The organism is Paenibacillus sp. JT31N11 (genome assembly GCF_056269285.1).
On record NZ_JBWDNQ010000021.1, the window covers coordinates 1 to 23,688 of the forward strand.

16 protein-coding genes and 1 pseudogene are annotated in these 23,688 nt (G+C 41.2%); 4 read left to right on the forward strand and 13 right to left on the reverse strand.

Translation table 11 applies throughout. The annotated features are described in order from the left end of the window. Nucleotides 1-180: hypothetical protein (locus AC0YNV_RS36120; protein ID WP_475772381.1), on the forward strand; the 180-nt coding region annotated here is incomplete at its 5' end. 407 nt (nt 181-587) lie between these two features. Here AC0YNV_RS36120 and AC0YNV_RS36125 read toward each other — a convergent pair. From AC0YNV_RS36125 to AC0YNV_RS36165, 9 genes are all read right to left on the reverse strand, one after another. Then, nucleotides 588-1,907 carry an AlbA family DNA-binding domain-containing protein gene (locus tag AC0YNV_RS36125; protein ID WP_475772382.1) on the reverse strand — a complete coding sequence of 440 codons (1,320 nt, stop codon included), beginning with the start codon at nt 1,905-1,907 and terminating at the stop codon, nt 588-590. Nucleotides 1,908-2,269: 362 nt separating this feature from the next. Further along, entirely contained in the window at nt 2,270-3,607 is a 1,338-nt protein-coding gene (locus AC0YNV_RS36130; protein ID WP_475772383.1) for a J domain-containing protein, read from the reverse strand. A gap of 747 nt (nt 3,608-4,354) precedes the next feature. Next, the gene (locus AC0YNV_RS36135) at nt 4,355-8,023 is read right to left on the reverse strand and encodes an ATP-dependent DNA helicase (protein ID WP_475772384.1); all 3,669 of its coding nucleotides are present in this window, start codon (nt 8,021-8,023) and stop codon (nt 4,355-4,357) included. 70 nt (nt 8,024-8,093) lie between these two features. Beyond that, nucleotides 8,094-8,405 (reverse strand): hypothetical protein, encoded by a 312-nt coding sequence (locus AC0YNV_RS36140; RefSeq protein ID WP_475772385.1) that lies wholly within the window; start codon nt 8,403-8,405, stop codon nt 8,094-8,096. 55 nt (nt 8,406-8,460) lie between these two features. Next, on the reverse strand, nt 8,461-8,670 hold the full coding sequence (locus tag AC0YNV_RS36145) for an AAA family ATPase (RefSeq protein WP_475772446.1): 210 nt from the start codon (nt 8,668-8,670) through the stop codon (nt 8,461-8,463). A 357-nt stretch (nt 8,671-9,027) separates the two neighbouring features. Next, nucleotides 9,028-9,165 (reverse strand): transposase, encoded by a 138-nt coding sequence (locus AC0YNV_RS36150; protein WP_475772386.1) that lies wholly within the window; start codon nt 9,163-9,165, stop codon nt 9,028-9,030. A gap of 209 nt (nt 9,166-9,374) precedes the next feature. Further along, a complete protein-coding gene (locus AC0YNV_RS36155) occupies nt 9,375-9,938 on the reverse strand; it encodes a site-specific integrase (RefSeq protein WP_475772447.1) in 564 nt (187 codons plus the stop codon). 264 nt (nt 9,939-10,202) lie between these two features. Next, nucleotides 10,203-11,150 carry a hypothetical protein gene (locus AC0YNV_RS36160; protein ID WP_475772387.1) on the reverse strand — a complete coding sequence of 316 codons (948 nt, stop codon included), beginning with the start codon at nt 11,148-11,150 and terminating at the stop codon, nt 10,203-10,205. A gap of 3 nt (nt 11,151-11,153) precedes the next feature. After that, complete coding sequence (locus AC0YNV_RS36165; RefSeq protein ID WP_475772388.1) at nt 11,154-12,308, reverse strand: hypothetical protein; 1,155 nt, start codon at nt 12,306-12,308, stop codon at nt 11,154-11,156. A 386-nt stretch (nt 12,309-12,694) separates the two neighbouring features. On the opposite strand from AC0YNV_RS36165, the gene AC0YNV_RS36170 reads away from it, so the two are divergent. Beyond that, nucleotides 12,695-13,597 carry a DNA cytosine methyltransferase gene (locus AC0YNV_RS36170; protein WP_475772389.1) on the forward strand — a complete coding sequence of 301 codons (903 nt, stop codon included), beginning with the start codon at nt 12,695-12,697 and terminating at the stop codon, nt 13,595-13,597. A 17-nt stretch (nt 13,598-13,614) separates the two neighbouring features. Here the strand turns inward: AC0YNV_RS36170 and AC0YNV_RS36175 are convergent, their stop codons facing one another. Next, nucleotides 13,615-14,562 carry a hypothetical protein gene (locus AC0YNV_RS36175; protein ID WP_475772390.1) on the reverse strand — a complete coding sequence of 316 codons (948 nt, stop codon included), beginning with the start codon at nt 14,560-14,562 and terminating at the stop codon, nt 13,615-13,617. 111 nt (nt 14,563-14,673) lie between these two features. On the opposite strand from AC0YNV_RS36175, the gene AC0YNV_RS36180 reads away from it, so the two are divergent. Then, nucleotides 14,674-15,084, forward strand: coding sequence for a very short patch repair endonuclease (locus tag AC0YNV_RS36180; RefSeq protein ID WP_475772391.1), 411 nt, complete (start codon nt 14,674-14,676; stop codon nt 15,082-15,084). A gap of 240 nt (nt 15,085-15,324) precedes the next feature. Next, a pseudogene (locus AC0YNV_RS36185) lies at nt 15,325-15,647 on the forward strand (Y-family DNA polymerase). Between the two features lie 47 nt (nt 15,648-15,694). On the opposite strand, the gene AC0YNV_RS36190 reads toward AC0YNV_RS36185, so the two are convergent. The 3 genes from AC0YNV_RS36190 to AC0YNV_RS36200 all read right to left on the reverse strand — a co-directional run bounded on the left by AC0YNV_RS36190 (nt 15,695) and on the right by AC0YNV_RS36200 (nt 22,799). Continuing rightward, nucleotides 15,695-19,765, reverse strand: coding sequence for a HigA family addiction module antitoxin (locus AC0YNV_RS36190; protein WP_475772392.1), 4,071 nt, complete (start codon nt 19,763-19,765; stop codon nt 15,695-15,697). A 2,007-nt stretch (nt 19,766-21,772) separates the two neighbouring features. Then, entirely contained in the window at nt 21,773-22,045 is a 273-nt protein-coding gene (locus AC0YNV_RS36195) for a hypothetical protein (RefSeq protein WP_475772393.1), read from the reverse strand. Continuing rightward, the gene (locus AC0YNV_RS36200; protein ID WP_475772394.1) at nt 22,032-22,799 is read right to left on the reverse strand and encodes a ParA family protein; all 768 of its coding nucleotides are present in this window, start codon (nt 22,797-22,799) and stop codon (nt 22,032-22,034) included. The genes AC0YNV_RS36195 and AC0YNV_RS36200 overlap by 14 nt, the downstream gene beginning before the upstream one ends. Between the last annotated feature and the right edge of the window lie 889 nt (nt 22,800-23,688).

The window sequence follows — 23,688 nt, forward strand, 5'->3', positions numbered from 1 at the left end:
ATATTTCATGCCAAAATATCCTATCATTTCATGGCACATGCCAAAAACCATTTTATGATATATTGGCACGCAAAACAAGCCTATTTTTCAATGTGCCGAAAAGTATGCTTTCTGACACAAGAAAACGTAGGACGTGCTACTCCATTTGAGCATCGCACACGCTCCTCATTAATTGGATGATGCTTCGAGGTTCTCAAGTTTCTATTATTTCCCTTTTAGACAGACTTCTGAAAAATATAAACGGCAGTCCAGGACGAATACATAAAGTCCCAAATTGCCGTTGTTTGTTAAAATATCATATCCGTAGTGGATCCATAATGATTATTTGTTATTTTTATTCTCAACAAATAATTCTCTTTTTGATGAAGAAAAATTGCAATTGCTTCTTCTGATAAATCACTTAATTGCTTAACCAAAATACACCATAAATAATAATGGTAGAGCCATAGATGTGTCCTGCGCGTGACATCCCGATGTCAAGACACCGTATTTGGACACCCTGGCCCGGGGTGGCGTCAGATTCGGGACTATGGTGTGGTTGCATAGCCCTCGCCACTATGATAATCTGAATCTTACTCAGTTTTCGATTATTTCATCCAATACAGAGGGTCATTGATAAGTGAACTCCTGGAATTCGAGTTTTTCAGGGCTATTTCAATAAGGTGAACAAAATCATCCCGTTTCATTGGTCGATTACTTCCATCCCGACGCACATAATATGCTTCCTGCCCATTCTTCTTACGTATGCCTACTGGTTTAGTTTCCGCCTCTTCTACAAGAATTTCCAAAACAATCCGCTCATTTCCCTGATCGTCAAACAGAGGATGAAAACTATACCTCCTTTCTACTTTTCCAATTGCATTGTCTTCCCACCGGTCTTCAACCTTGAGGCGTATACCATCCCCATCTTCGACACCCACAATTTTCCCATCATCACTAATTCCAACAAATATCGAACCACCTTCAGTATTTGCAAAGGCACACATTGTCACAAGAATTTTTTCTGTATAAGTCTCTTTGTAATCATGATGAAGACCTTCACCTCTAAGCATAATTATTCCTTCAATACTCAGCTTATCATCTTTTTGAAACACTACCCCCGCAGTCGGAGCAAATGGAATTTCACTTTCAGCTATAAAACGAGAATCAAGCACTTCGTCCTGGAGGCAAAGGTGTACATAAAGCTCTGAAGGTAATGCTCCCAAGATAATATTTGCCGAATGGTTTTCAGAAATACTAACGACTTGGGCAATACCTGGGCGCTTTCCAAAGAGCTTAAGTTCGCACTTCCCAGCCTCTTTTCCAGTAACTGTTACATGTAATCCGAATGCATCAACTACGACTCGTTCAATCCAAGCCCTTTTATCTAGCATAATAATCTGTAAAAACCATCTTGAAGTTCCGACATTCTCCAAGAAGGTATCGTAAAGATAGTAGAACTCGGCATCTCTCAGATTGGGAAAATACGGCAATCCAACTCTATTCATTGGATTTTCAATCAAGTGATCAAACTTGTGGTCGACTTCTACATTGCTCCGAATAACATGTGCTGGAAATCCTGATCTCTGGATACCATCCCACTGACCTGCTGAAAGCCTTCGCTCTTCAAACCGTAAACTTTCCAAGTCATACTTACACTCAATGAATTCACAAACGCCAGGAGTATCAATTCGAAATCGACCGCTCTTTAATGCCTGTTCTAAAATGCAAGAGAGCTCTCTCCCACTTAAACTTTGTTTTATGAAAACCACATTACCATAGTTGTACACTTCCGATTTAATTACTTCATCTGTTGTTTTTATTATCATACGCATAAGTTCAAAGGAAGGAATCTGGGCATGGAGCTCTAAACGCAATTCAAAATAATTAACATAACTGACTTTTTCAAGTAGCGAATTAAATACCAATTTTAGTCACCTCAACTTACTTGATTATATGCGGCTTAGTAGTCTCGACAAAAAGGACTTAATTTCTCTTATTACCAATAACGAAAATGTACCTCTCGGAGACTCGAAATACTGATGTTCCTGTTTACCACACGTTGCTTCTTACTCAAGAAATGCGATGTTTTTAAAGCCATCCTATGTCCACCAGCACAAACATTACCTGACCCTTACTACTTAATTTGGATACGCCTTCAACACGCTCAGTCGTAGTTCTAGTGGCAGCCGCGCGGCGGACCTTAGCTCGACAGAACACAATTGCTGAGGAGCCTGTTATGCGGCGGCTCCTTTTTTTGTTACAAATAAGATCTTATTGGGAACGCCTCTCATTGTTCTGCAATATATAAGGTATCTCCGTAATCGCTCCACCCTTTAACAAAACCTTTTGTATCAAAGTCGACCGAAGAATTTCCGTAACCCCATGTTTCTCCTACCATGTCGTAAGGTTGCACCGAGTCCGGCGTCCCCATGGCATCCAATACTTCTTGTTTTGTTGAATCCTCTCGAATGCCGCCCACTTTGGGTTTAGGGTCACCGAGAAAGACTTTTAAATTGCCTCCACGATTTGCCCAACCCTTTACATTGCCATCGGTGTCAAAGTCGATACTTGAGTTGTCATATCCCCATGTTTCCCCTACCATGTCATAGGAGGTGAGAGAGTCAGGGGTTCCCATCGCATCAATCACAGATTGATTTGCATCTCCTAACGTAGTTGCACGCGCCTCACTTTTTTGCTTGCCGATATCAACTTGTAGATTACCTGCGTCATTCCTCCAACCTTTGACCTTTCCGTTTGTATCAAAATCAATGACGGACCCACCATATGCCCATGTACTCCCCACCATCTCATAAGTTTGAGCACTATCAGGTGCGCCCATGACTTGTTTTACTGTATCCTGATCACTGCCTAAACCAAATGATGCCCCAGTATTCTTTGGAATGGATTGTTTTTCTTTTCCTGCATCTGTATTGTTAGGTAACGATTTATTTTTATCAACGATTGGATTAACACTATTAGACGATTTGTTATCACTCAAAATGCCATAGTTTAATTCAGGATTTTGTAACGTGTTTTCAATCGGCCCCGTATTGTCCTCGGTAACGGCCGACGACTCTACATCAGGGGAATCGATATTGCTCTCAGCCGTAGGCTCCTGATACATTATCTCATTCACCGGATCAACGGTTTCAACCGACGATTCGTTCAGGCTGCCGCTCGTATGGAAGATATTGTCCGTAGAGCCAGTGTCGTCACGGTTGATAAATTGAATGATCAATAAAAGGACAATAAAGGCTCCTACTCCGATGAGATAAGCACGCCAATGAAAACGGATGAAGAATGACAATTGGGTTGTTCCTTTAGGAGGAGTCGCTGGAGAAGGTGTGGGTTCCTCTGGTGGTTGAGGTGGGGTCTCATAAAAAAACTGTTGCATCTCCATCCATTCTCGCTGCTTGCTTTCGAACAATTCGTCATAGACTCTTCTTGTAGCCGGATTGGATAAAATATCATACGCCTTTTTTACGGCCCTAAAAAGTTCATCATCTCCGCCAACATCAGGATGCACTTCTTTGGAACGGCTCCTGTAGCCAGACTTAATCATATCAAGCGAGGCATTTTGAGGTATGTCAAGAATTTTATAATAATCAACGAACGAATCCATCATCCATCCCCTTATAAGTCGTTGTCTTATTATAAAATAGAATGGGTACTTTTACCAAACAATAAAAGAGCCATAATAATAATTCATAATTCGTCCATACAACGTCATCAGAAACGAGATTTTAAACTGAAGGGTTACTGAATTGGCAACCCATTCGCTCCACGAACGGGCAGCATTAAATAGGGAATTGTTTAAGTTGTAATGAATATATACTACATGGAGTATCGCCAGCAAAACGCTGTAAACGTACGCTATGAGAAATTGTCTGCCCTCAACCCCTTATTTTGCTTATGTAAAGGAGCAATAAGTATATAAAACGCTCGGGTGAAATCTTTCATAGACATTGAATTTCAGACGACTTTATAGACATGATTCGTGGTCGAACCAATGATAAGGATGATTCTTTCATCCTCGTTTAAAAAACGATCGTTATCTAGACAGTCGTCCGCTCTTCTGATGTTTGTTCCCATAGTCAACTTGGTTTGAGTGCTCATCGCAGACATGATGTAGTAGTGTTTACCTTGACTAATAATAATTAAATATAACGCCGCATCAATTTTTGGTTTAGTCTCACTCGATGAGGTAATTGTCCGTTCTCGGAAACATATTTACGGTATTTTGGGCACTAGCGGTAGGCGGGAACATAGCATAGTTATACTAACTTTCTTAGAGTGAAGGTACCGGATTCTGACACAATTTAAAATCGTGTTAGAACCTGGTACCTGAACCTGAATTATTGATGGGAATAAATCAACTATTTTTTATCCATGTTTGAATTTTACTCTCTATTAACGTTGCATCCATACTTCCGTCTAATCCATCCTCTGTAATTATCAAATTTCCAACAACCTCTGAAATTCCTATACTTTCATAATTTGCTCTTTTCTTGTCCCATTGCTTTTTATATGATTTATCTCTTAGCATTCCAAGATGCTCTAAATAAGCAGTTTTGCCTTGGTAGCGTAGAGTAAAATCAGGAATATAGGTTTTGCCACTAACATCTAATGGTTCTTCATAGGAATATTCAATTTTCATCTTCTCGAGAATATTAGCCACAATTACTTCGGACTTTGATCTTACCATTTCACCACGAATCGTTTTATGGATCAATTTTTCTTCAAAGTACCGTTTTTGTTTACTAGATTCTATCTCAATGATGTTTGGAACTTCAAATAGGTCTGTATATCGTTGTTTTGTATCCGAATACCAGTCATTCGCATACTGAACTAATTCTTGAATTGACAAATCACTTAATACAATTAGTTTTTCTCTTTGACGAGAAAATGCAGTATACAAAAGTTCTTTTGCAATAAATGTACTTTTTCCATTTATGACTACTATGGTTTTGCCAAAACCAGAACCCTGAGACTTATGAACAGTAAGAGCATATGCAAGTTCTAATTTAGAGTCACTGTTTTCTCCACCAAAATCAGAATTAGTATATGAAAATAATTTTCCTTCAAATGAGCCAAAACGGAATTTATACCAACTAGAATTCTTGTCATTTTTTCCATAGTGGCCTGGGTAATCCGCCATAATACCAATTTCACCATTTGCAATATATGCTTTCCCCGTTGTACCATCCCAGTAATCCTTCTCACCGTTTACATTAGATATGACTTTATCTCCGTAAACGATATTTTGAACAGACAGAGGGCTGTATTTTGACCTTGAATATGCATTCCATTGCTCGACAGTATCTTGACGATATTTTTGGTGAATTTGATTATTCAAATAATAGCTTCCTGCACCAATAAATTTAGTAGGAGATAGAACCTGCCAGTCTTCTATATGTTCACTAGTTGGATAACTTGTATATTTTTCTACAGTAGCTCCCAAACTTTTATTGAAACCATCAATATCATCTTTATTTGTCATATTCGCAGTTTCCACCAATTCTTCAAAGAACACTTTTTCTAAGTCGACTAAATCGGCGTATTGAATATATTTAAGACGATTATCTGTTTTATTGTTTTGAATACGATAAATTACACCTTTATCGACTGAATTCGAATTAGAGAATATTTGAGCAAATGACAAATCATCACCACCTGAACCCTGTCTCATCTCAGTTTTCAACGTTGCGACCTTATTAGGATAAGTACTCTCTAAATAATTAATCAAATCGACAAATGGGCGCCCTGCTCCTATTGGAGGTAATTGATTTGGATCTCCTATAAAGATAATTCTCTCAGCATGAGAATCAACAAGCTTTAGTATCCCAGCAAACATATCTTCGGTCAGCATTGAACTTTCATCGATAATAACTGTTTTGGCAATACTCGAACTAGGTTGGCTTGGCATCTTATAAGCCATTGTGTTCCAACTGAAGCCTTTTGAACGAATTAAAAATTGTGCCACAGTCATAAACTCAGCTTCAACACTAGTCTTCTTAAATGAATTCTCGAGTTGAACTCTTGCTTTCCCAGTAGGGGTCAATGCTAATACCCCACCAGCTTTAATTGCTTTTGAAGAAGCAAAAATGCCCAAAGCTGATGTTTTACCCGTCCCAGCTCTCCCCAATAAGACAGATATTTTAGATGATTCAAGAATTTTTAACGCTGTCGCCTTTTCATCACGAGCCAATTGATCGTTTTCTTCATTATTTTCTTGAAGTTTTCCAAATTGATCGTTAATAATTTTTCCCCAGTTTTGTTCACTAGATAAACTAGTTTCTAAACGGCTATTTACTATATCGACTACCAATTGTTTATAATCTTGATATTCTTTCAGTTTAATGTAAGTATTTTTCACATTAACGTACAATTCACCTTCCTGCAAGAACTCTAAAACGCCTTCAATTTTTTCAGTTTGAAAATCCGTTTTTTGATCTAATGGTAATTTATTAATTTCTTCAACAATTTTATTATAGCTGAGTAAAGTATGGCCTTGATTTGCGGCTTGAACTAAAACAAATATCACCATAGCTCTAAATCGGCGCTTATCACTTTCAGTTCTCATTTTAGATGGTTTATTTAGAGGATACCTATTTTCCACCAACGGATTCACAAACATTGCATTGTCAATTTGAGAAATAGTAACTAGATGTTCGTCCTTTTCTTTTCGTGTAAATTCGAATAATTGGTATGGGTTTTCAACAATTTCAGCTGCATAATTTTTCAGGTTACTCCAAGCATAAATAGCTTGTTCAACAGAAAGATTCAATCGAGACAAAAGTTCGAAGTATCGAGTTTTGGTTTCATCTCTTAGTAAACCTGAAAACTCATCCTCTTTGTCAGCTAAGCTGTCATCCAGTTTCCCGTTGCCTGTTTCTTTCTCCCCTGAAAAATACAACTTCAATTCAGAAATCAAGTCGTTTTCAGAAGTATCAACATGATGAGCAACATCGAAACCATACCTAACACCGAAAGCTGATAAAATCGAACCTAGTCCCGGGAAAATACCACGTTGTTTCCAAACGCTTTTTAATTGATTATCAATATATTCAAGTTGAACATTTACCCATTCATGATTAGCCTCTTTTAGCTTGAGTTTAGCTATATTTTTCAATGCAATTTTCGCTTGATTTAGCACATCAATAGCCGCATCGTAGCTGACCCATTCAGCTGCATATGAAAATTCCGATCTAAAACCTGCCGCTTCAAACAATGTGACACTCGATACATCAAAATCAGGATGCTCTTTTACATACTCGGAAATTTCAAGATATGGCATTAAAAAGCCATCTTTGCCATCAACTCTTATCGAATGAGCTACATTCGTCTCCCAAATGTAGTTTTTTTCGTCACTGCTTCCATCAGACTCATACTCATGAATTTCTACATTAGATAATATATTTCCTATTCCTGCAATTACACGCCGATTATCTTCGATAAATGGGACTTGTTTGTAATATGGAAATATCAATGAATTGTGCGGCTTAATCCCGGAAAAGAAGTAATCAAATATCCCTTTTTGAGATTCTCCATGCGATACCCACGCACTTGACCAGTTCAGCATTTGTTCTGTTTTTTCTAAGTCAAAGTTAAAATTGTAATACTTTTGTTTCTCATTAGCATTATCCTTTAAAGTCCATGAAAAGGGGCGCAATAAGAATGAATAGGAAACCATCTCGAAAGTTGTTTCTTCGAAATGCTTGAACTTAGCATTTCCTTTTTTATATGGATGGTTCATTTTAAGATAAAGCTTGGTATCACTCATGAATGCAGCGTTCTCTGTAATCCAGCTTTGCATTCTTACTGGTCCTATCTGTTCGTAACTTTTACCTTTATTTGTTTCCTCAAACTCTAAGTCTCGTGATGCTGCAATGTTGGGGATTACTTGAGCAGCTACATTATACTTAGGATTATCGTCAATTCGCCCAGTATAATCGTTATCCTTCCATGGAATTCTTGTTGAAAAGTGTTGTATATAGTTTATTTGTGATTTAACTTTCTTTTCTTTTTCAATCAGATACATAGCCCTCTCCTCCTTCACCTCTATTACGTAATAACTACTACCATAATGATTTATGTAGTTCAAACCAAAACTAGGTAATTCGGTAAGAGTCGTAAAGAAAATTTATCTTAAGTTTCTGGATTTGATGTCTTCTTGGAAGTGCTTCACAGCTTCCATCTATTATAAAATCTTCATCGGTTATTAAGGATAAGATCTCATGGCTCGGTTCATTAATATCCACTACTCTTTTTGCATGGTTCATTACTATATCATCATATATATTTCTAACCAAACGCCCATTAGCAAAATGCTCATCTTTCGCGGCTACTTGATTGTTTAAAGCTTGTTTGATTCTGCTTCTCGCTTTTTCACTTAAAATATAATCGTTATTTTTACACATCATGGTTAAAATTTTTTCCAGCTCGTCAGCCGTATAGTCATCGAACTCGATAAATGTATTAAAACAGTTTAAGCCCCGGATTCGATTTAAAGAATTTATTCATTGACTCTGTGTAGCCAGCCACGATTACAACCAAATCATCTCGATAATCCTCCAATGCTTTTGTCAATTCTGTCAAGCATTCCAGCCCATAAGAATCGCTGTGGTCGTTCTCTGTTATGCTATAGGCTTCATCAATGAACAACACGCCGCCTTTTGCTTTTTCAATAACTTTTTTTACTTTTAATGCCGTTTGCCCTTGAAAACCGCTATCAAATCGGTTCTAGAAACTTCAATAAAATGACCTTTTGTAAGTAATCCTATTTGTTTAAAATCCGCTCGACAATCCTTGCCACTGTCGTTTTTCCTGTTCCTGGCCTTCCCGTAAAAGAAAGGTGAAGGGTGTTTTTTGCAGAGGTTAATCCTTGGTTCTCACGCAATTTCTGTACTTTTTGATAGGCCATTAAGGTTATTAACCTTTTCTTTAACTCTGTTCAGTCCAATCAATTGATTTAATTCTGCAATAATTCAGGCAATGTTCGCGTCTCTTCATCCATTTGATCCTGGTTACAAATATCCAGTACTTTCATGTATCCATAATATTTTTCTTAAATGTCTGGCCATGCTCGGTTGCAAGCTGAGAGACAGACTTTTCTTCTTTCAGAATTTCCAGCACTAGACGCGCTTTTTCTTCCGGAGTGAACTTCCTTCTTGTTGGCTTCATACAACTAAGATACTCCTTTTTCGCTGTCTAGTTTCTATGTAGCATTATAATCTCAATGTCACACTTGTTTAATTCCTAGAAAGGCGGAAGAAATATTTTGCATAAGTTTGTTGTTGCGCCGCCTCAACTCCACGTTCTTTTTATTATTACATAATGATAATTATGTATCACAATTTTATCGGCCTTATTTAATTCTCTTATTAATTATTTTATAAAGAAAAATGCTGCATAGCCTGATCAATCATGTCATCTGTTATACCTATATATCGCATTGTCACGGATTGGGATGAATGGCCGAAAATTTGTTGAAGTAGAGTCAGGTCCTTATATTTTTGATAAAAGTGATAATCGAAAGTCTTTCTCATGCTATGTGTCCCTATCGAATCCTGAATGCCGACATCCCGCGCGGCAGCATTAATAATATTCCAAGCTTGCACACGGCTAATCGGCTTATCCCCGTTCCGAGAAGGAAACAAATAATCCGAATCCCCTAGTGTACGGCAATACTTTTGGATTTCGTTTCTAAGGGAATCCGTCATCAAAATACGACGGATGTTACCGGTCTTCTTCTCTCGTACCTTAAGATGTGTGGCTGCCTTCACCTCATATACTCGCAGCGGCAAAATGTCGCTGATTCTAAGGCCTGAATTAATCCCCATAAAAAACAAAAAATAGTCCCGGTAAGATCGATGTATCAGCAGTTCTTTTATCTGGCGGATCTTCTCCCGGTCACGGATTGGCTGAACGGTATTTGCACCTTGAGAGGGTCTCAGGGGTAACCCTCCTTCCACCCGAAATGTTTAGCTAAATTATACAATAGAATCAAAATGTTAAGTACAAATTTTTATGGGACCTAAAACAAACAAAAAACGCGTTAGAAGCGGCTTTTCAACTACCCGCAAGCGTTTTCCCCAAATTAACAAATTGTGCATTTTGTTAACTTCTTTATGACACAAATCATAAGAATCAACAAAAGGGGAGGGCATCATAAGTATGATACCACTCCCCTCGTTACAAAAAATTATTAGCAAGTCTAATTATGAAATTATTGCTTCAATCTTTCCAAAAATATGGTGCCTTTCAAACTTCTTAAAAAGGGATCTTCGCGCAATCCTAAAGATTCGGTGTCTATCAATTACACACGTATTAATTGTTGTGATATTTTCGAATTCACTGTTGACATGCCGGATATAAAATGGAACAAACGTGAATTGTAGATAAGGAGCCATATTTTCAATTCGCGAAGACCACCAGTCAGGCTTTATCGAATTTTGCTTATCCGCCCACTCGTCAAAACTGCACGCGCATTGTGCAAAGGAAACTGGAATATAAGGCATGTTGTCTAATGGAATAAATGATACTAAATCAAGCCCACCATCCCCGGCTGGAGCATTATACGATGTATCCATGTCAAAGGATTTAGTTGTAAGTGTAGATAAATTACTAGCTAATTTATTTATTCTTTCCCTTTTATTTCCCGTATATAAGTTGCTTTCACTGTTTCTTGAGGTTCCGAATACATGAGTACTAGATAAAGGTGAGGATATTAACCGCAAAATATGACAACTTATGTCTTCAAAAGCATGGGTCAAGGCATAAATCGTTGACCCATCAAAGAAACTGAGGTTCGATGCGAATAAAAGAAAAAAATAAAATTTATGATATTTTGATAAGTTATCTTTAAGGGATATAGATTCATCAATCAACTCAAAGGGATAATATTTGCCGAGAGTTTTTGTCCTGAATTTAATCAATGCAAAAAAATCTTGAATGTCCATGCAGATTTTATCATACTTTGAAGAGTGCTCCCGAGTCCCGCGATCCATTTCTTCAGGGCTTTCGTCGGTAAAATGATCTATGATATCATCTATCGTAACGAAACCGTCAGAACTATTTAAACATTTCAACTCTATAAAATCAGCCCATCTATTCTTATCACTCCTGGACCAGTTAGGCAATATGTTGATTTTTTTAGGAAGAGCCATGGCTTATTCACCTTGCTTTTCGATCAATTTTATTAACTTGTCTAATTGTTCGGAAGATAAATTGCCTAGTTTACTTAACTTATCATGCCCATCTGAATCAAAATTTTCGCTAATAGCTCCCCTAATTGATTTACACAGTTTTTCAATGTCATCAATTACTGGAATAGTATTCTCAGGAAAGATGCTTAACTGTTCGATCATATTTTTCGAACTTTGTATAGTAGTTCTTGCTTTTTCAATCAATAAATGGAAGGTCTCATTTGGTGCAGATGTATAAAGCAAGGCCTCAGAAATTGAACCTCCCTGTTCCAACTTTGTAACAGCTGTTTTAGATTCAAGTATTTTATTTAAATCAGATATTTGCCGAGATTCTTCAACTTTCTTTTTCACAGGATCGAATAACCAAGTAAACAATTGTGCATAGTGCTTCTTATTCAGGTTGGTTAGTGAAGAGTCTCCTGCTGAAGAGAGACCAAGGTATTCTACGGTGTCATTGTAGGATATTGCAGTAGTTAACCATGAAAAATTAAAGTCGGTTTCTTTAATATCCGCATTATAATATGCGTCATTATTTGCTACCTCGTAAAGTTTTAAAGCAGTGTGAAGTTTAGCGACATAATCTGAACGACTTCCTATCATTTTTGCTAATATCGGATAAATTTGCCCATGTCCCACAGTGCTAATATGTAATGTATACAGTTGGTCAAGGTATCGTGCTTTTTCTAAGGAACCCCAGTCCTTAATCCCGGTTATATGGCGATATCCCAAATAATCCAAAATTTCGTCTCTACTATTATATAGTATGACTGGAATATTACTTGGGGTAAACTTAACGGAAGCAATGACGTCAGCAATTAGTTTTTTTCGAAGTGATGTTAGTTCGGGATTTGAAAGCAATTTTAATGCAGCTAATCTTCGGTTTCCCTCCACAACTAAATAATTGTCTTGAAACCCTTCTTTGGGAACTACCAACAAAGGCTCAGCTTCTGAATATCCAATTTCCCCAATTGACTGCATTAGCTCTACAATATTTCCATATCGGTTTAAATAATCAATAACCTGTAATTCATTCTGAGAACCAATTAAGGTCTTGGGCAGGCGGGGATTCTGGGGATCGAAATGAAGTTTATCTAAACTCAAAAATAATTTTTCAGCCATAGTGAGTCCTCCCAATAAAGTATAGTAAACGAACAATCCTAAAAGGAATCGATGCTGGACAATTTTAACTAATTATAACTGTTAACCAAAAAAAAACCTATATTTCAAATGGGTCCACAAGCTTTCTTAGGAAACCATAGCTGATAAAGTTTTAGAACTATATATTCATTGTTGCCCTAAAACAATTTATAATAACAAGTTTAAGCTTAAATGTAAAATAAGTTAATGTAGTGCTTCTACTTTTCATTAAATTAAAACAATATCGATTTTACTGGCCATTCGAGCAAGCATATGATATACTAATTATGAAAAAAAGATGCTAAACAAAGAAGGAATTTAGAACCGTTTTTCGAATATAGAACATATGTTCTATTGGAGTTGATTGAATGTTAAAAGTAGCTTCATTTTTTAGTGGTATAGGTGGTTTTGACCTCGGGCTTGAACGAGCAGGTATGGAAGTTGTTTTTCAGTGTGAATGGAACGCCTTTTGCCAAAAGGTCCTACATAAACACTGGCCAAATGTTAAATTGATGGGTGATATAAATGACGTTACAATCAACGAAGTCCCAAAAGCAGAAGTTTGGTGCGGAGGATTCCCCTGCCAAGATGTCTCGCTCGCAAACCAAGGTAAAAGAAAAGGTCTTGAAGGAGACCGAAGCGGACACTTTTATAAGTACGCAGAACTTATCGAACAAGGAAGACCTGATTGGGTTCTTGTCGAGAATGTTCCCGGACTACTTAACAGTAACGACGGAAATGATTTCAGAGTCGTTATACGAACACTGGATGAACTCGGGTATGGTGTGGCGTGGCGAGTATTGGATGCAAAATACTTTGGAACACCCCAACGACGTAGAAGAGTCTACATTGTCGCAAGTTATCGAAGCCAGCGCGCCGCTGAAGTACTTTTTGAGCAGGGGGCAATTGCAATCGCTCCTAGACAGGGCTTGGGACAGAAAGAAACCACTTCCTTTGGATCTGGCGAGGGCAATATGTCTCCAGCTCTCTATTCTATCCAGCATGCCGGAATTGGACGAAAAGCTTCAGCCGGACCCCAAGCAAAAGGATATAGAAATGATGGAGAAACCTATACACTTGACTCCAGAGGCAGCTCAGACGCTATTTGTCAGACGGATGCTCCCTTCGGAATACGAGAAACTACAGGGATTCCCAGTGGATTGGACGGAAATAGATTCAGAACTTTAGGGAATGCTGTTGCAGTTCCTGTCATCGAATGGTTAGGTAGAAGACTCGTTGCACTATCACAAACAAAACAGGCTAGGGAGTAGTCCTAGCCTGTTTTGTTTTAACCACCGTCCCTTTCTATGATAACTGTTGATCCATCAAGTCGATCAAACTCTCCTGCAAATGTGCTTAAACTTGGTTCGCCTTGATTGATAAGAGAATGGACAAATGTCTGATAATTTGTGAATAATCTTCTCCCTACTAATAAAGGTAATGGACCTGGGACCAGAGGCTGTTCCTTGTCTTCACAGATCTCTAAAAAAGCTAAGGTCCAATTGTGTTCTTCCAAAGAAGGCAGTGTAGCCTTGTTTTCGATCTTTCTCCATATGTAGTCATAGAGCAGCTCGCCAACGCAAAATATAATTCCGTAACCTTTCCATGTCATTAAAGCTACATTACCTTTAACGAAAAATTGTTCCTGTTGTCGCCGCCAAGCATTTGTCTCAATCGTCCCCACTCCAGAAATCTCTTGCCGCAACATTGCGTTAGTCCTTTGGCTATCTGCAGCCCAAGCAGAAAGATGTCGCGTTATTTCTCCTGTGTTAGATGTCTCGCCTCCACCTTGCATTTCAAGTACTACCCTATCAGGCCCTGGCAATTTAGTCTTGCCATTGTACAGTGTCATGACAAAGTCTGCACTGTAATCGCTTTTGTCATTTGCTTTTATTGGAACCTCTCTTTTAACTGCAACATCTTCAAGTCGGAGGACAGAAGAAAAAGAAACCCTGGCAATTTCTAGTAAGACCTTTTTTTGATAGCTCGATAAAGGTAATTTCACTTTCTTTTTTGGGTTGGCTAGATCAGCCACAGTCTTTTTTGAACTGCATAATCTATTTTCACAAACAATCCACAACTTCCCCTTATTACGAATAGAACATACAGGAATCTTTTTATGGCACTTCCTTCCATCCATAAAGGGACATGGGGCCCCTATCCCAACCGGATGAATTTGCATGTCATCGACATCAGTTCTCTGTCCTAAATATTCAGCTACCGAAACCCCTGCCATTTGTTTTCACCTATTTCTATAAAGTTCCATTTATATTATAACAGAATTCAAGTAAGATCAAAGTGTAAATCATATTTCTTGGGGGAGACTTGTAGAAACAGGGGTGATAAGTTGAGTGATAGAGTTTCAAAAGAAACTCGGAGTAAAATGATGCAGTCTATTCGGTCAATCTCCAAATTAGAGGACTACGTTTGTAAGCAATTATGGAGCCGGGGTTTAAGATTTAGAAGAAACTCTAAGGGTTTGATAGGAAAGCCGGATATTTCAATTAAAAAATATAAAATAGTAATATTTATAGATTCTTGCTTTTGGCATTTTTGTGACATACATGGAAGGTATCCGAAGAGCAACCTCGAATATTGGGAAAAGAAGTTTCTTAGGAATAAGAACCGAGACATTACTGTCACTGATTTTTATTTAAGTAATGGTTGGAATGTTTTACGGATTTGGGAGCATGAGTTTAAAGAGGACAATAATAAAACGATAGACAAAATAATTAAATTTATTGATGGGTGTAAGTAATTTTAATATGTTATTTATGTGTCCTCCACCTTTGGACATCTCTCGATTACAATATATGTATGCAATATATGTATCATTCCATCTCGTATTAAACATTTGGACACTGGTATGGATAAACCATAAACATCTTGTGAATCATTTCACACCTTATCTCATCCTTTTACACGAAAAATGAAACTATTCCAACGGTGTTGGTATTGAAACGGTTGCCCTGGATCCTGATCTCGTAGATTTCGCCGTATTAAACCGGTCGTGGTTTCAGGAGATCCGGAACGTCGATCAGGCATTATCCTTGCCGCTTGCCCCATTGCAAAATCGTATGGAGTTATGACGGCAGAAAGGCTAGGGGAAGCCATCGCAGCAAAATGTCCGGACGTCATCATTATCAAGCCGCGCATGCAAGAATATATCGACGTATCAATGCAATTACAAAAATCTATCAGTCGTTTACTGATCTGGTTGAGCCTTATTCAATCGATGAACAATTTCTTGCTGTGACTGGATCCTTGCACCTGTACGGCACCCCTGAAGAACTGGCCCGAATCTTTCAAACCCATGTATAAGAGCCGTCTTTGATAGGTGATACACGCCGTGATAGCGGTGCCTACCCTCAATCGCGTAGCCTCTTCGTAATGTTTTCTTCTGAATCATGCCACTGGGCTTCGCTATTGTAGGATTTGGCGATGTCCTCGAGGATCGCCCCGACATAGGGGTAGTCAAAGTGTAAGCGCTTAGCCCAGGCGCGGTATTTTGCTGCGAGCTCGCGTTCGTGGTCGCCCCCTTCCCCTCGCCGTTCAAAATCGCGAGAGTTACGAACCCCTAGTGAAAATCCTCTGGCGATTTCTGGCGATGCTATTCCATCCATTGCCTCGCATACTTCTTGACAGGGCCATATGCCGTTTTCACCCGCCGGTGCCTTAGCAAGTAGTTGACCTAAGCAGTGATCGCCTTTCTCGGTGCGGCCATATTCGCGGCATAGACGCCTTACCTCGGTAAGCCACTCGGCAAGCGCTACTGCATCAATTCTTTCGTTTTTGTCTGTGCCAGGGATCTTCGTAATGTGGTCTAGAAGACGATGGGCTGCCGACTCGACTGACGCCCGCTGCTCTGGATTCTCGATCCTCCATTCACGTGGATCCTCGCCTTCGTCACGACGTTTGTAAGCAAGTGCAACCGCCTGGACAAACAGCGCCGGTAATTGAGCGATCTGAGCTTCAAGATTCGGAATTCCGTGTTTACTGTGATCGAGTGCACCAATGAATAGGAATTCAAGTTGGGCCATTTCGTCACGGGTGACGCTAGCACGACCATCAAGCGAATTTAATGCTTCCGAAATATAGTAGCTTTTAAGCTTGAAATGGCTTGCTGGCTCGACATCCACCGTGGCTACGTCGTATAGCAACCGGTTGAGGCGGGATGTCTCTAGGTCTTTGAAGTCCATGTGCACGGCATGGAAAGCCGCGCGGGGCCGCCGCACCTCCAAGAGACAATCGATCAGTTCGGTTAGCTCGGAGGGCGTATGCGGCCCCCAGGACGGCAGTACGTCTTTCCAGTACCCAGTGCGGATATCCTCGCTATATTCATCCAAAAGGCGCCAAGTGGATGCCTGGAACGGCGCGCATATAAATAATCGCTTTCGTTCATCGGCAGGTAACTCATTGGCCGCAACCTGCAACACTTCAGCACGAGAGTCGTCCCCAATCGTCAAAATAAAGTCCTGCAGACACCACTCGGTCTTGCTTCGGAGGTTTCCGTCAATGGAAAGGCATAGACGAATGAAATTTACTTGTGGCTTAACGCCGGTAACACATGATGACATATAGCGGCCGATGACGCCGGCGGCTCCACTGCTGGCGATCAATTCTTTCACCCCTTCGAAACCGCGCTCGCTCCATATCTCGATAATCGCTTCGAGGCGCAGCCTGTCGATTCTCTCCTCGCGCTTTCGATAGTCGAAATCCTCATCTTCGATTTCGTCAGTCGATTCCTGCACCCATTGATCAGCGAACAGCCAACCGTGACGGATGACTGGATCTTGGGGCCGGAGGCTATCGTAGGCTTCGCGGGCACGATCGCGGGTAGCTTCCTTGAGCTTTAAGTGGTGGCTTCGTCGAGTAAAGGCGAACTGCCGGATGCGTTCGCGCAGCGCTGCTTTAGGGGCCTCGCCAGCGTTATTGAACCATTCATCGATCAGATCCCAGACCTTGGTTTGGTCTTCCTCGGGCATACCCTGAAGAGATTCGACGAGATCTCCAAGTTTATTTTCGTCGTGATTCGGCCAAGCGATCAGGAGATCCAAAGCCCTTCGGTTGAAGTCGTACATCTCCTTGTGCGTGACGACCTGCCCGACTCCTGAGGCGTCACCGCGCCAGTTAGGTCTGTAGCTGTAGTGACCAATCCGGGAACCCGGCATAATTTGATCGATGCAAATCTCCCAGCCGACATCCGGGAAACGTTTAGTTAGCAACTCCAGTACCTTATGCCTCTGCTCCACTGAAGCCGCCGTTTGTGGCATCCATGATCTGAAGATAGCCTTTAGGCTGGCATCTGGTTTATTCGTCCAGTTATCGTCGATTTTCGGAAGAGAGAGTCGGGCGAGGATCGACGACACGCGCGGGAGGTTTTGCGGTTTCCAGGCAAGACACTCCAGTCCCCAAAGAAGGCCAGTTCGCGACGGTGATACTCCAAATAAGATACTATCAACTGGCTTGAGAAGACCGAAGACAAAGGGATCGTTGCGCCGTAGATCATCTTCGATGATCTTGAGAAATTCATCGGGCGCAGCTTCTGCGTAGTGTGGTAGGTCGCGGTCGTGGGTAAGCAGCTTTTCGAGAGTCAACGGTGTTAAGAGTTTTCGGATCAGTATTGCGACCCGACTTTCGACATCAATTCCGAGACGGCTCTGGAACAGGTTGTTGCCGTGGACCGATAGTATGACGAGTGTCTCACAGATACCCGTGCGCAACGCGCTGGAGTGATCGCGTGTCTTGTTAAAAAAGGCTGCAGCCCATCTATCTTTTTCCGGAAGTTCGAGCGCCGGGTCGGATTTGGAAAGCACGTATTCTGCAGCGATGAAGAACCGATCGAGATCCGCCGGTGTGACCATCCTCGCAATTGCAAACAAGGCGTCGATCTTTGAGGCAACACCCCGATAACGTCCAGCAGACCACACTGGGCTGTCATCGAACCGCAGTATACGCACGATATCGTCTTCGATCGCCTCGTATTTTCGATCTGCCACATTGGAGACGATCTCGCGATCAGCCTCTGGCTCGGCGTTCCAGGCGCCGATCAGGGCCATCGGTACTAGCGATTTTGCCCTATCGTCATCGCCGGCCCATACAGGCATCCTGATTGCGGCGTTCTGAGAGAGACGGCGGCGCAGAATTGTTGGCGAACGGCCTGACTCCCGTGCAAGCCTGTCAATGTCGCCTTCCTCGATGCCGATGGAGGTGAGGGCCTTTTCAAAGGCTTCGTAGTTGAGAAGATCGAGCTTGATGTCTGCTTCCGTATCGACAGCATTTCGGGGGCGGAAAACGATGCAATGAAGCCGTAGATGGGCGTCGATGAGTTCGCGCTCGGCCTCTTCCAAATGAACAATTGGGATGAAAGACACAGATGACTCAACTAGCGTCCTAAGCTCAACGGGCGATGTGAAGATTGCAGCTAGGTCTTTGAATTGTCGGAGTTCTGTCTCATTAAACAGGCAGGCGAGAAAGGCAAGCGCCTCATCCCGTGAATCGGCCGCTACTACAAAGTGCCTATTGCTCGATTTTTCAAGCCAAGCCTTAAACGTATCCCGGTAAGCAGCGATCGAAGGAGCGAATATTTCGGGAGTTAGATGGGGCTCGCTGGCATTCGCCCAACGAATCCATGCCTGCTCCAGCGTTTCGTAGCCGCTGATCGGTAGGACAAGTTGTTCTGCAAGCCAAATCTGCGCCGGCACGGATTGCTCCAGCCACTGTTCGAGATCGCTCGCATCGAAAGCTCTGATAGCCTTCCAATCGCCAGCTTCGTTCTTCTGCTTCTCCCAAACGGTCTTACCTGGCCAGTTGCGAGGTGTCACAAATACAAAGGTGCTAACTGAACGCACAACAGGATCTACCGAGGTCAGCCGCGCCGCATAATCACTCTCGGCTTTGAAACCCGGCTTCTGGTCAGTCCCGAACTCCCAATAAGAGTTCCCCTCAGGAATCCAAGGTGTGGCGACTCCCGCTGCGACGAAACCATCCGAGCCTTTGCGCTGTGCGTTGTCGTAGCCGGGGAAGTCCACTTGGCGGAGTTCGTATCCGGTTGAGTGGACCAGCTTCCGCAGCAAAACGGGAAGACGGCTTCGGGCGTCGATCTGGCCATCTGCCCAGTCTTCGATTTTCCTTGCCTTGATGGTCAGGAAATTCGGGACGAAGGCGCGCACCGTGATCTCCTTATCAGCAGACAACCGCATCTGCCTGTCGTAAGCAGCCTGAATATCGATCAGTTGCTTCCGTTCAGCGCCAAACGCCCTCTCCAACCTAACCGCCATTTCGAGGGACAGGGACGATTTGCCATTAAGGAAGTTCGATAGTGCTGGCCTGCCGATACCTAGTCGCTCGGCGGCGGCTTTCACAGTCATGCCCGAGGGAATAATATTCTGTCGGACGTAGGTTCCTGGATGACATGATACTTCAAACGATTTCCTCATAATACGACCCTCCCATAAAAAGCGTGGTATTAATTAACAATAGTGTATCGTGTAACGCTACACTATGAAATACTTTTTTTAAAAGGATCTTTCAGGAGCTTGACCACATATGTATTTTCGGTACTCGCTCCGATCAGACCATTCTTAATTTTAAACAAATGTCTACAAAAACAGAATTCAAGAAAGTATCTGTCTAAATATTTTTCCTCACGGTTCCGCGTAGCTCGCCTCGGAGTGGGGACAACAAAAAACACGTTGCCCCCAAACCTCGACTCACTTCACGGCTATACTCACCACCGACTAAATCATCTTTAGAACCATCTCATAAAGATACTAAGCTTTAAGATCGTCTGCCAAATCTTAATCATCTGTTATTTCTCCGCAGGTTCAATAGAAAGAATTTTAAAATCAAAAGGTAGCAAGCATTCGCTTGCATTTGATTAAATCATCCTCCCCACGCCCTCCCCTACGTTATCGGTGAACTGTTTATTTTCGTCGCATTTAGATACATAATGCTTGACGGAAGGCGAAGCCGGAACCAGGATGGATCGTGCGGGGTGGACACAGTTCACCTTATCCCGATAGGCTGAATAAAAAAATATAAACAGCCTAAATGGACTAAGATGTACAGAATGGTTCGACCGTCACGCATTGGGGAACGGCTCCCAGGAGTTGTTTCTGCCACGCCGCATTTCTACGGCTCGCTTACTTATAGGGACATGCCCTGGATTGGTTACGGTTCCTATAGACCAATCTGCCACCACAGCTTTTTCAGCGACTTCTCAAACCGTGGTCTACTCTCCCTTGAACGGTTTCCAGCAAGGTTCATTCGAGTCTGTACCACGTACTTTTCGGAACGGTCACGGCCCACGATAGAGTCATATCGCAAAAGGACCGTACTTCGTTTTTTGCCGGATTGTCTGCCCCCGGTTAGGTAGGCAGACTACGAGTGTAAAGCTTCACTTCACGCCCGGTTTCCGGCGCAAGTGGTCACGGCCAATACGTGACAACCCCCGACAATCACCAACCCACTAGCCTCCGGCTCGCCACATGAATTGGGCAGGTCTTTTACCGTGGTCTCCTGATCCCACCGAGCTGGCGAAGGCTCATCCTGACTCAGCATCCAAAAAAGACAATAGGAAACTAAGCCTTCGAAGTCCAATTTTTGAAAATTGGAAACGAACGCCGGGTTATTTAGTTTTTTTCATCGTTTTATATGTAACAATCTCTCTAGTTAGTTGATAATGAACTGAACGAAGATCCCTAACAACAAAAAAAGGCTCCGGATTCCAAAAGGGAATCAGGAGCCTTCGCCATGTCTATAGAAACCCATACTAAGCCCTTGATTTAATAGAAATAAATCGGGTATAATAAAGGTATCAAAAGTCATTGTGATGCGCCTGTTTCACCGATGTTCTTGATCGGATGAAGCAGCATCGGTGTTACCAGCACCGAGCCGCCGAAACAATGGCTTATTTTGTTGTAATTTGGTTGATATTTCCCTTTCATTCTATCATACCAATTAATAGAATGGAATAACTTTCTAAAACTGTATAGCTGTACGTACATACAGATGTACATGTGTACAGCTGTACATCTGGCTGTACATACAGATGTACAGGAGACTGTATTATATTTAGGGCTGCTTCCTAGCAAGTCCCGTTAAGAATTTCAATGGAACCCGGATGATTTTTCCAGGGTCGCTTGAAATTTAGAGACGATTAACTGGGAGATTTTCATAAAGCAAAGAAGAGATCATTTTGATGACATGACAAGCTGATCACAGATGCAGAAAATTCGATATTAAATAACAACCTGCAGGATTATAATACAGGGGGACGACTCATTAGGGGAGGGGTAAAAATTTAACCCTTCACAGTCAAATAAAAACAAGATAAACTGATAGATTAGTCTAATCCTGTTGTTTGATCCTTTACTCATAATTATGCAAATAACCTGTACATATGTATGTACATATGTACAGGTATACAGGCGAATCAAAGAGGACTATTTCCTCTCTGTTTCAGAACGATACTTCCTTAATACCTCTTCTAGAATCTGGACCATGTCCTTATTGATCGTCAATGCGTGAACCTTAAGCCATCTGTGCAATTCAGCATCAAGTTCAAATGTAGCTTTCTTTTTCCCGCTGATCTGCACCAATTCGTGAGCAGGACTTTTCGCAATTTCATTCGGGAAGATAATTTCTTCTTTATTCTCTTGGTTCCCTGAGGGGGAACGCATAAGTGATTTAAATTTATCCGCCTTATTGGTTGACACGCTGCTTCAGCTCCTCAACAAACCCTATATATGACTCCAATACGCCTTGATCAAACTTCGTGCTGTCCTGGATGCCTTCCAGTACAAATTCTTTAATGCGGCTACGCCGTTTGATTATATGCTCAAACACCATCGGACCATATTCATCCTTTGCCTTATCAACGATGGAATTGTCTATGCCGGCTCGTCCATCGCTCATAGCGATCAGTATACCAGCCAAAGCAAGGTGTTCATTCGTTCGTTGCTGTACAACAGTAAGTGTCTCAAGATAACGTTCTAGAGCTGAATAGCAAAATGGCTCAGACTGCAAGATAACAACTGCATAATCACTCGCAGTCAGACCATTAATGGTCTGATCTCCAAGGTTTGGTGGCAAGTCAATTAGTATGTAATCATATCGGTCTTTGACCATATCGATGGTTTTTCTCAGGGCCTGGGTAGCATCCCCTTTGTAGTCTCTATATAACCAGCGGCTGAACGTCGATAAAATATCTTCTGCAGGTATTAAATCAAGATTATCAGTGATACGTACAATATATGGAGTTGGATTCTTTTCCTGAATAGCCTCAAGAATCGTTTGTTTTGTAAAGTCGTAAATATCCCTTCGCGTAAGAAACTCAGTTAGGTTACCCTGACTATCAAAGTCAATGGCTAGAATGCGAGCTTCTTTAGACAATAGATGCGCTGTGATTGCGCAAGCTGTTGTTTTACCTACTCCACCTTTTTGGATACCAAAACTAATTACAATCCCCATTTCTTACCTCCTTAAAAACTGTATACCTGTATTCTACCACAATGAATAGGAACAGCAATAAGTTTTTATACCTGTACATACAGCTGTACATATGTAAAGCTGTATGTACAGGTCTTTCTAATGTAAGACAAATAACATCAAAACAGATACTGCCTGAAGATTTCGAACGTCCTTTTCCAGTTGAGAGTAGCAAGATTCGAGGTGTCAATTTTCCCCTTACCTTAAAATAACGCAAATGTTCCTTCCAGATGTGTTTCTATATTCCTGATGAAATTCGATCTGAGAGAAACGTCTCCTAATAACTCTCGGAGGCATAATCCTTATTTTTTTCTCTATTGTTGAGTTGATTAGGATCTTTGATTTTCAAACACGCCTATCTCCTCCATCACTTATACCTGTACATACAGCTGTACATATGGACTTCGTTTGAGTGTCGTGCTTCTGCTTCCATCAACAAAACAGTATGTTGCACCATCAAGAGTATAATGAGACCCTTTCAGTTCTATTCGTCTTCTTCAACATATTCAAGGGCTATATCCATTTCGCCAGCCGCTTGTTCTCAACGCCACCCTTTGCAATTCAAGCGTACTTAGTTTCGGACGCCGTCCCGTTTGATTTGATATCCCCATTTAACACCTGGAGGTATATCTGGAGAGGTGATCGGCCATTGATAAAGAAGCTAATAGCACATTCAAATATTCCCATCCTTTAGTTTTCAGACAGGTTTCTCTTACGAAATAGGAAGGGATCACCTCTATTGATGTCGAAATTGTCAAAAAAGAGGGAAAAATAATGTCTAAATCCGGATTTATTTTAGCTACCGATGCACATTTATCAACTGCTAATGTTTTAACTAAACAACGGTTATGGCATGGTAAGACGGAGAGAT

Excerpts from the sequence above, each read along its gene's own strand:
- AC0YNV_RS36175 (WP_475772390.1), bottom strand. The coding sequence starts at position 14,562 with ATGGCAGGGGTTTCGGTAGCTGAATATTTAGGACAGAGAACTGATGTC.
- AC0YNV_RS36135 (WP_475772384.1), bottom strand. The coding sequence starts at position 8,023 with ATGTATCTGATTGAAAAAGAAAAGAAAGTTAAATCACAAATAAACTAT.
- AC0YNV_RS36170 (WP_475772389.1), top strand. The coding sequence starts at position 12,695 with ATGTTAAAAGTAGCTTCATTTTTTAGTGGTATAGGTGGTTTTGACCTC.
- AC0YNV_RS36165 (WP_475772388.1), bottom strand. The coding sequence starts at position 12,308 with ATGGCTGAAAAATTATTTTTGAGTTTAGATAAACTTCATTTCGATCCC.
- AC0YNV_RS36150 (WP_475772386.1), bottom strand. The coding sequence starts at position 9,165 with ATGAAGCCAACAAGAAGGAAGTTCACTCCGGAAGAAAAAGCGCGTCTA.
- AC0YNV_RS36190 (WP_475772392.1), bottom strand. The coding sequence starts at position 19,765 with ATGAGGAAATCGTTTGAAGTATCATGTCATCCAGGAACCTACGTCCGA.
- AC0YNV_RS36130 (WP_475772383.1), bottom strand. The coding sequence starts at position 3,607 with ATGATGGATTCGTTCGTTGATTATTATAAAATTCTTGACATACCTCAA.
- AC0YNV_RS36200 (WP_475772394.1), bottom strand. The coding sequence starts at position 22,799 with ATGGGGATTGTAATTAGTTTTGGTATCCAAAAAGGTGGAGTAGGTAAA.
- AC0YNV_RS36160 (WP_475772387.1), bottom strand. The coding sequence starts at position 11,150 with ATGGCTCTTCCTAAAAAAATCAACATATTGCCTAACTGGTCCAGGAGT.
- AC0YNV_RS36140 (WP_475772385.1), bottom strand. The coding sequence starts at position 8,405 with ATGATGTGTAAAAATAACGATTATATTTTAAGTGAAAAAGCGAGAAGC.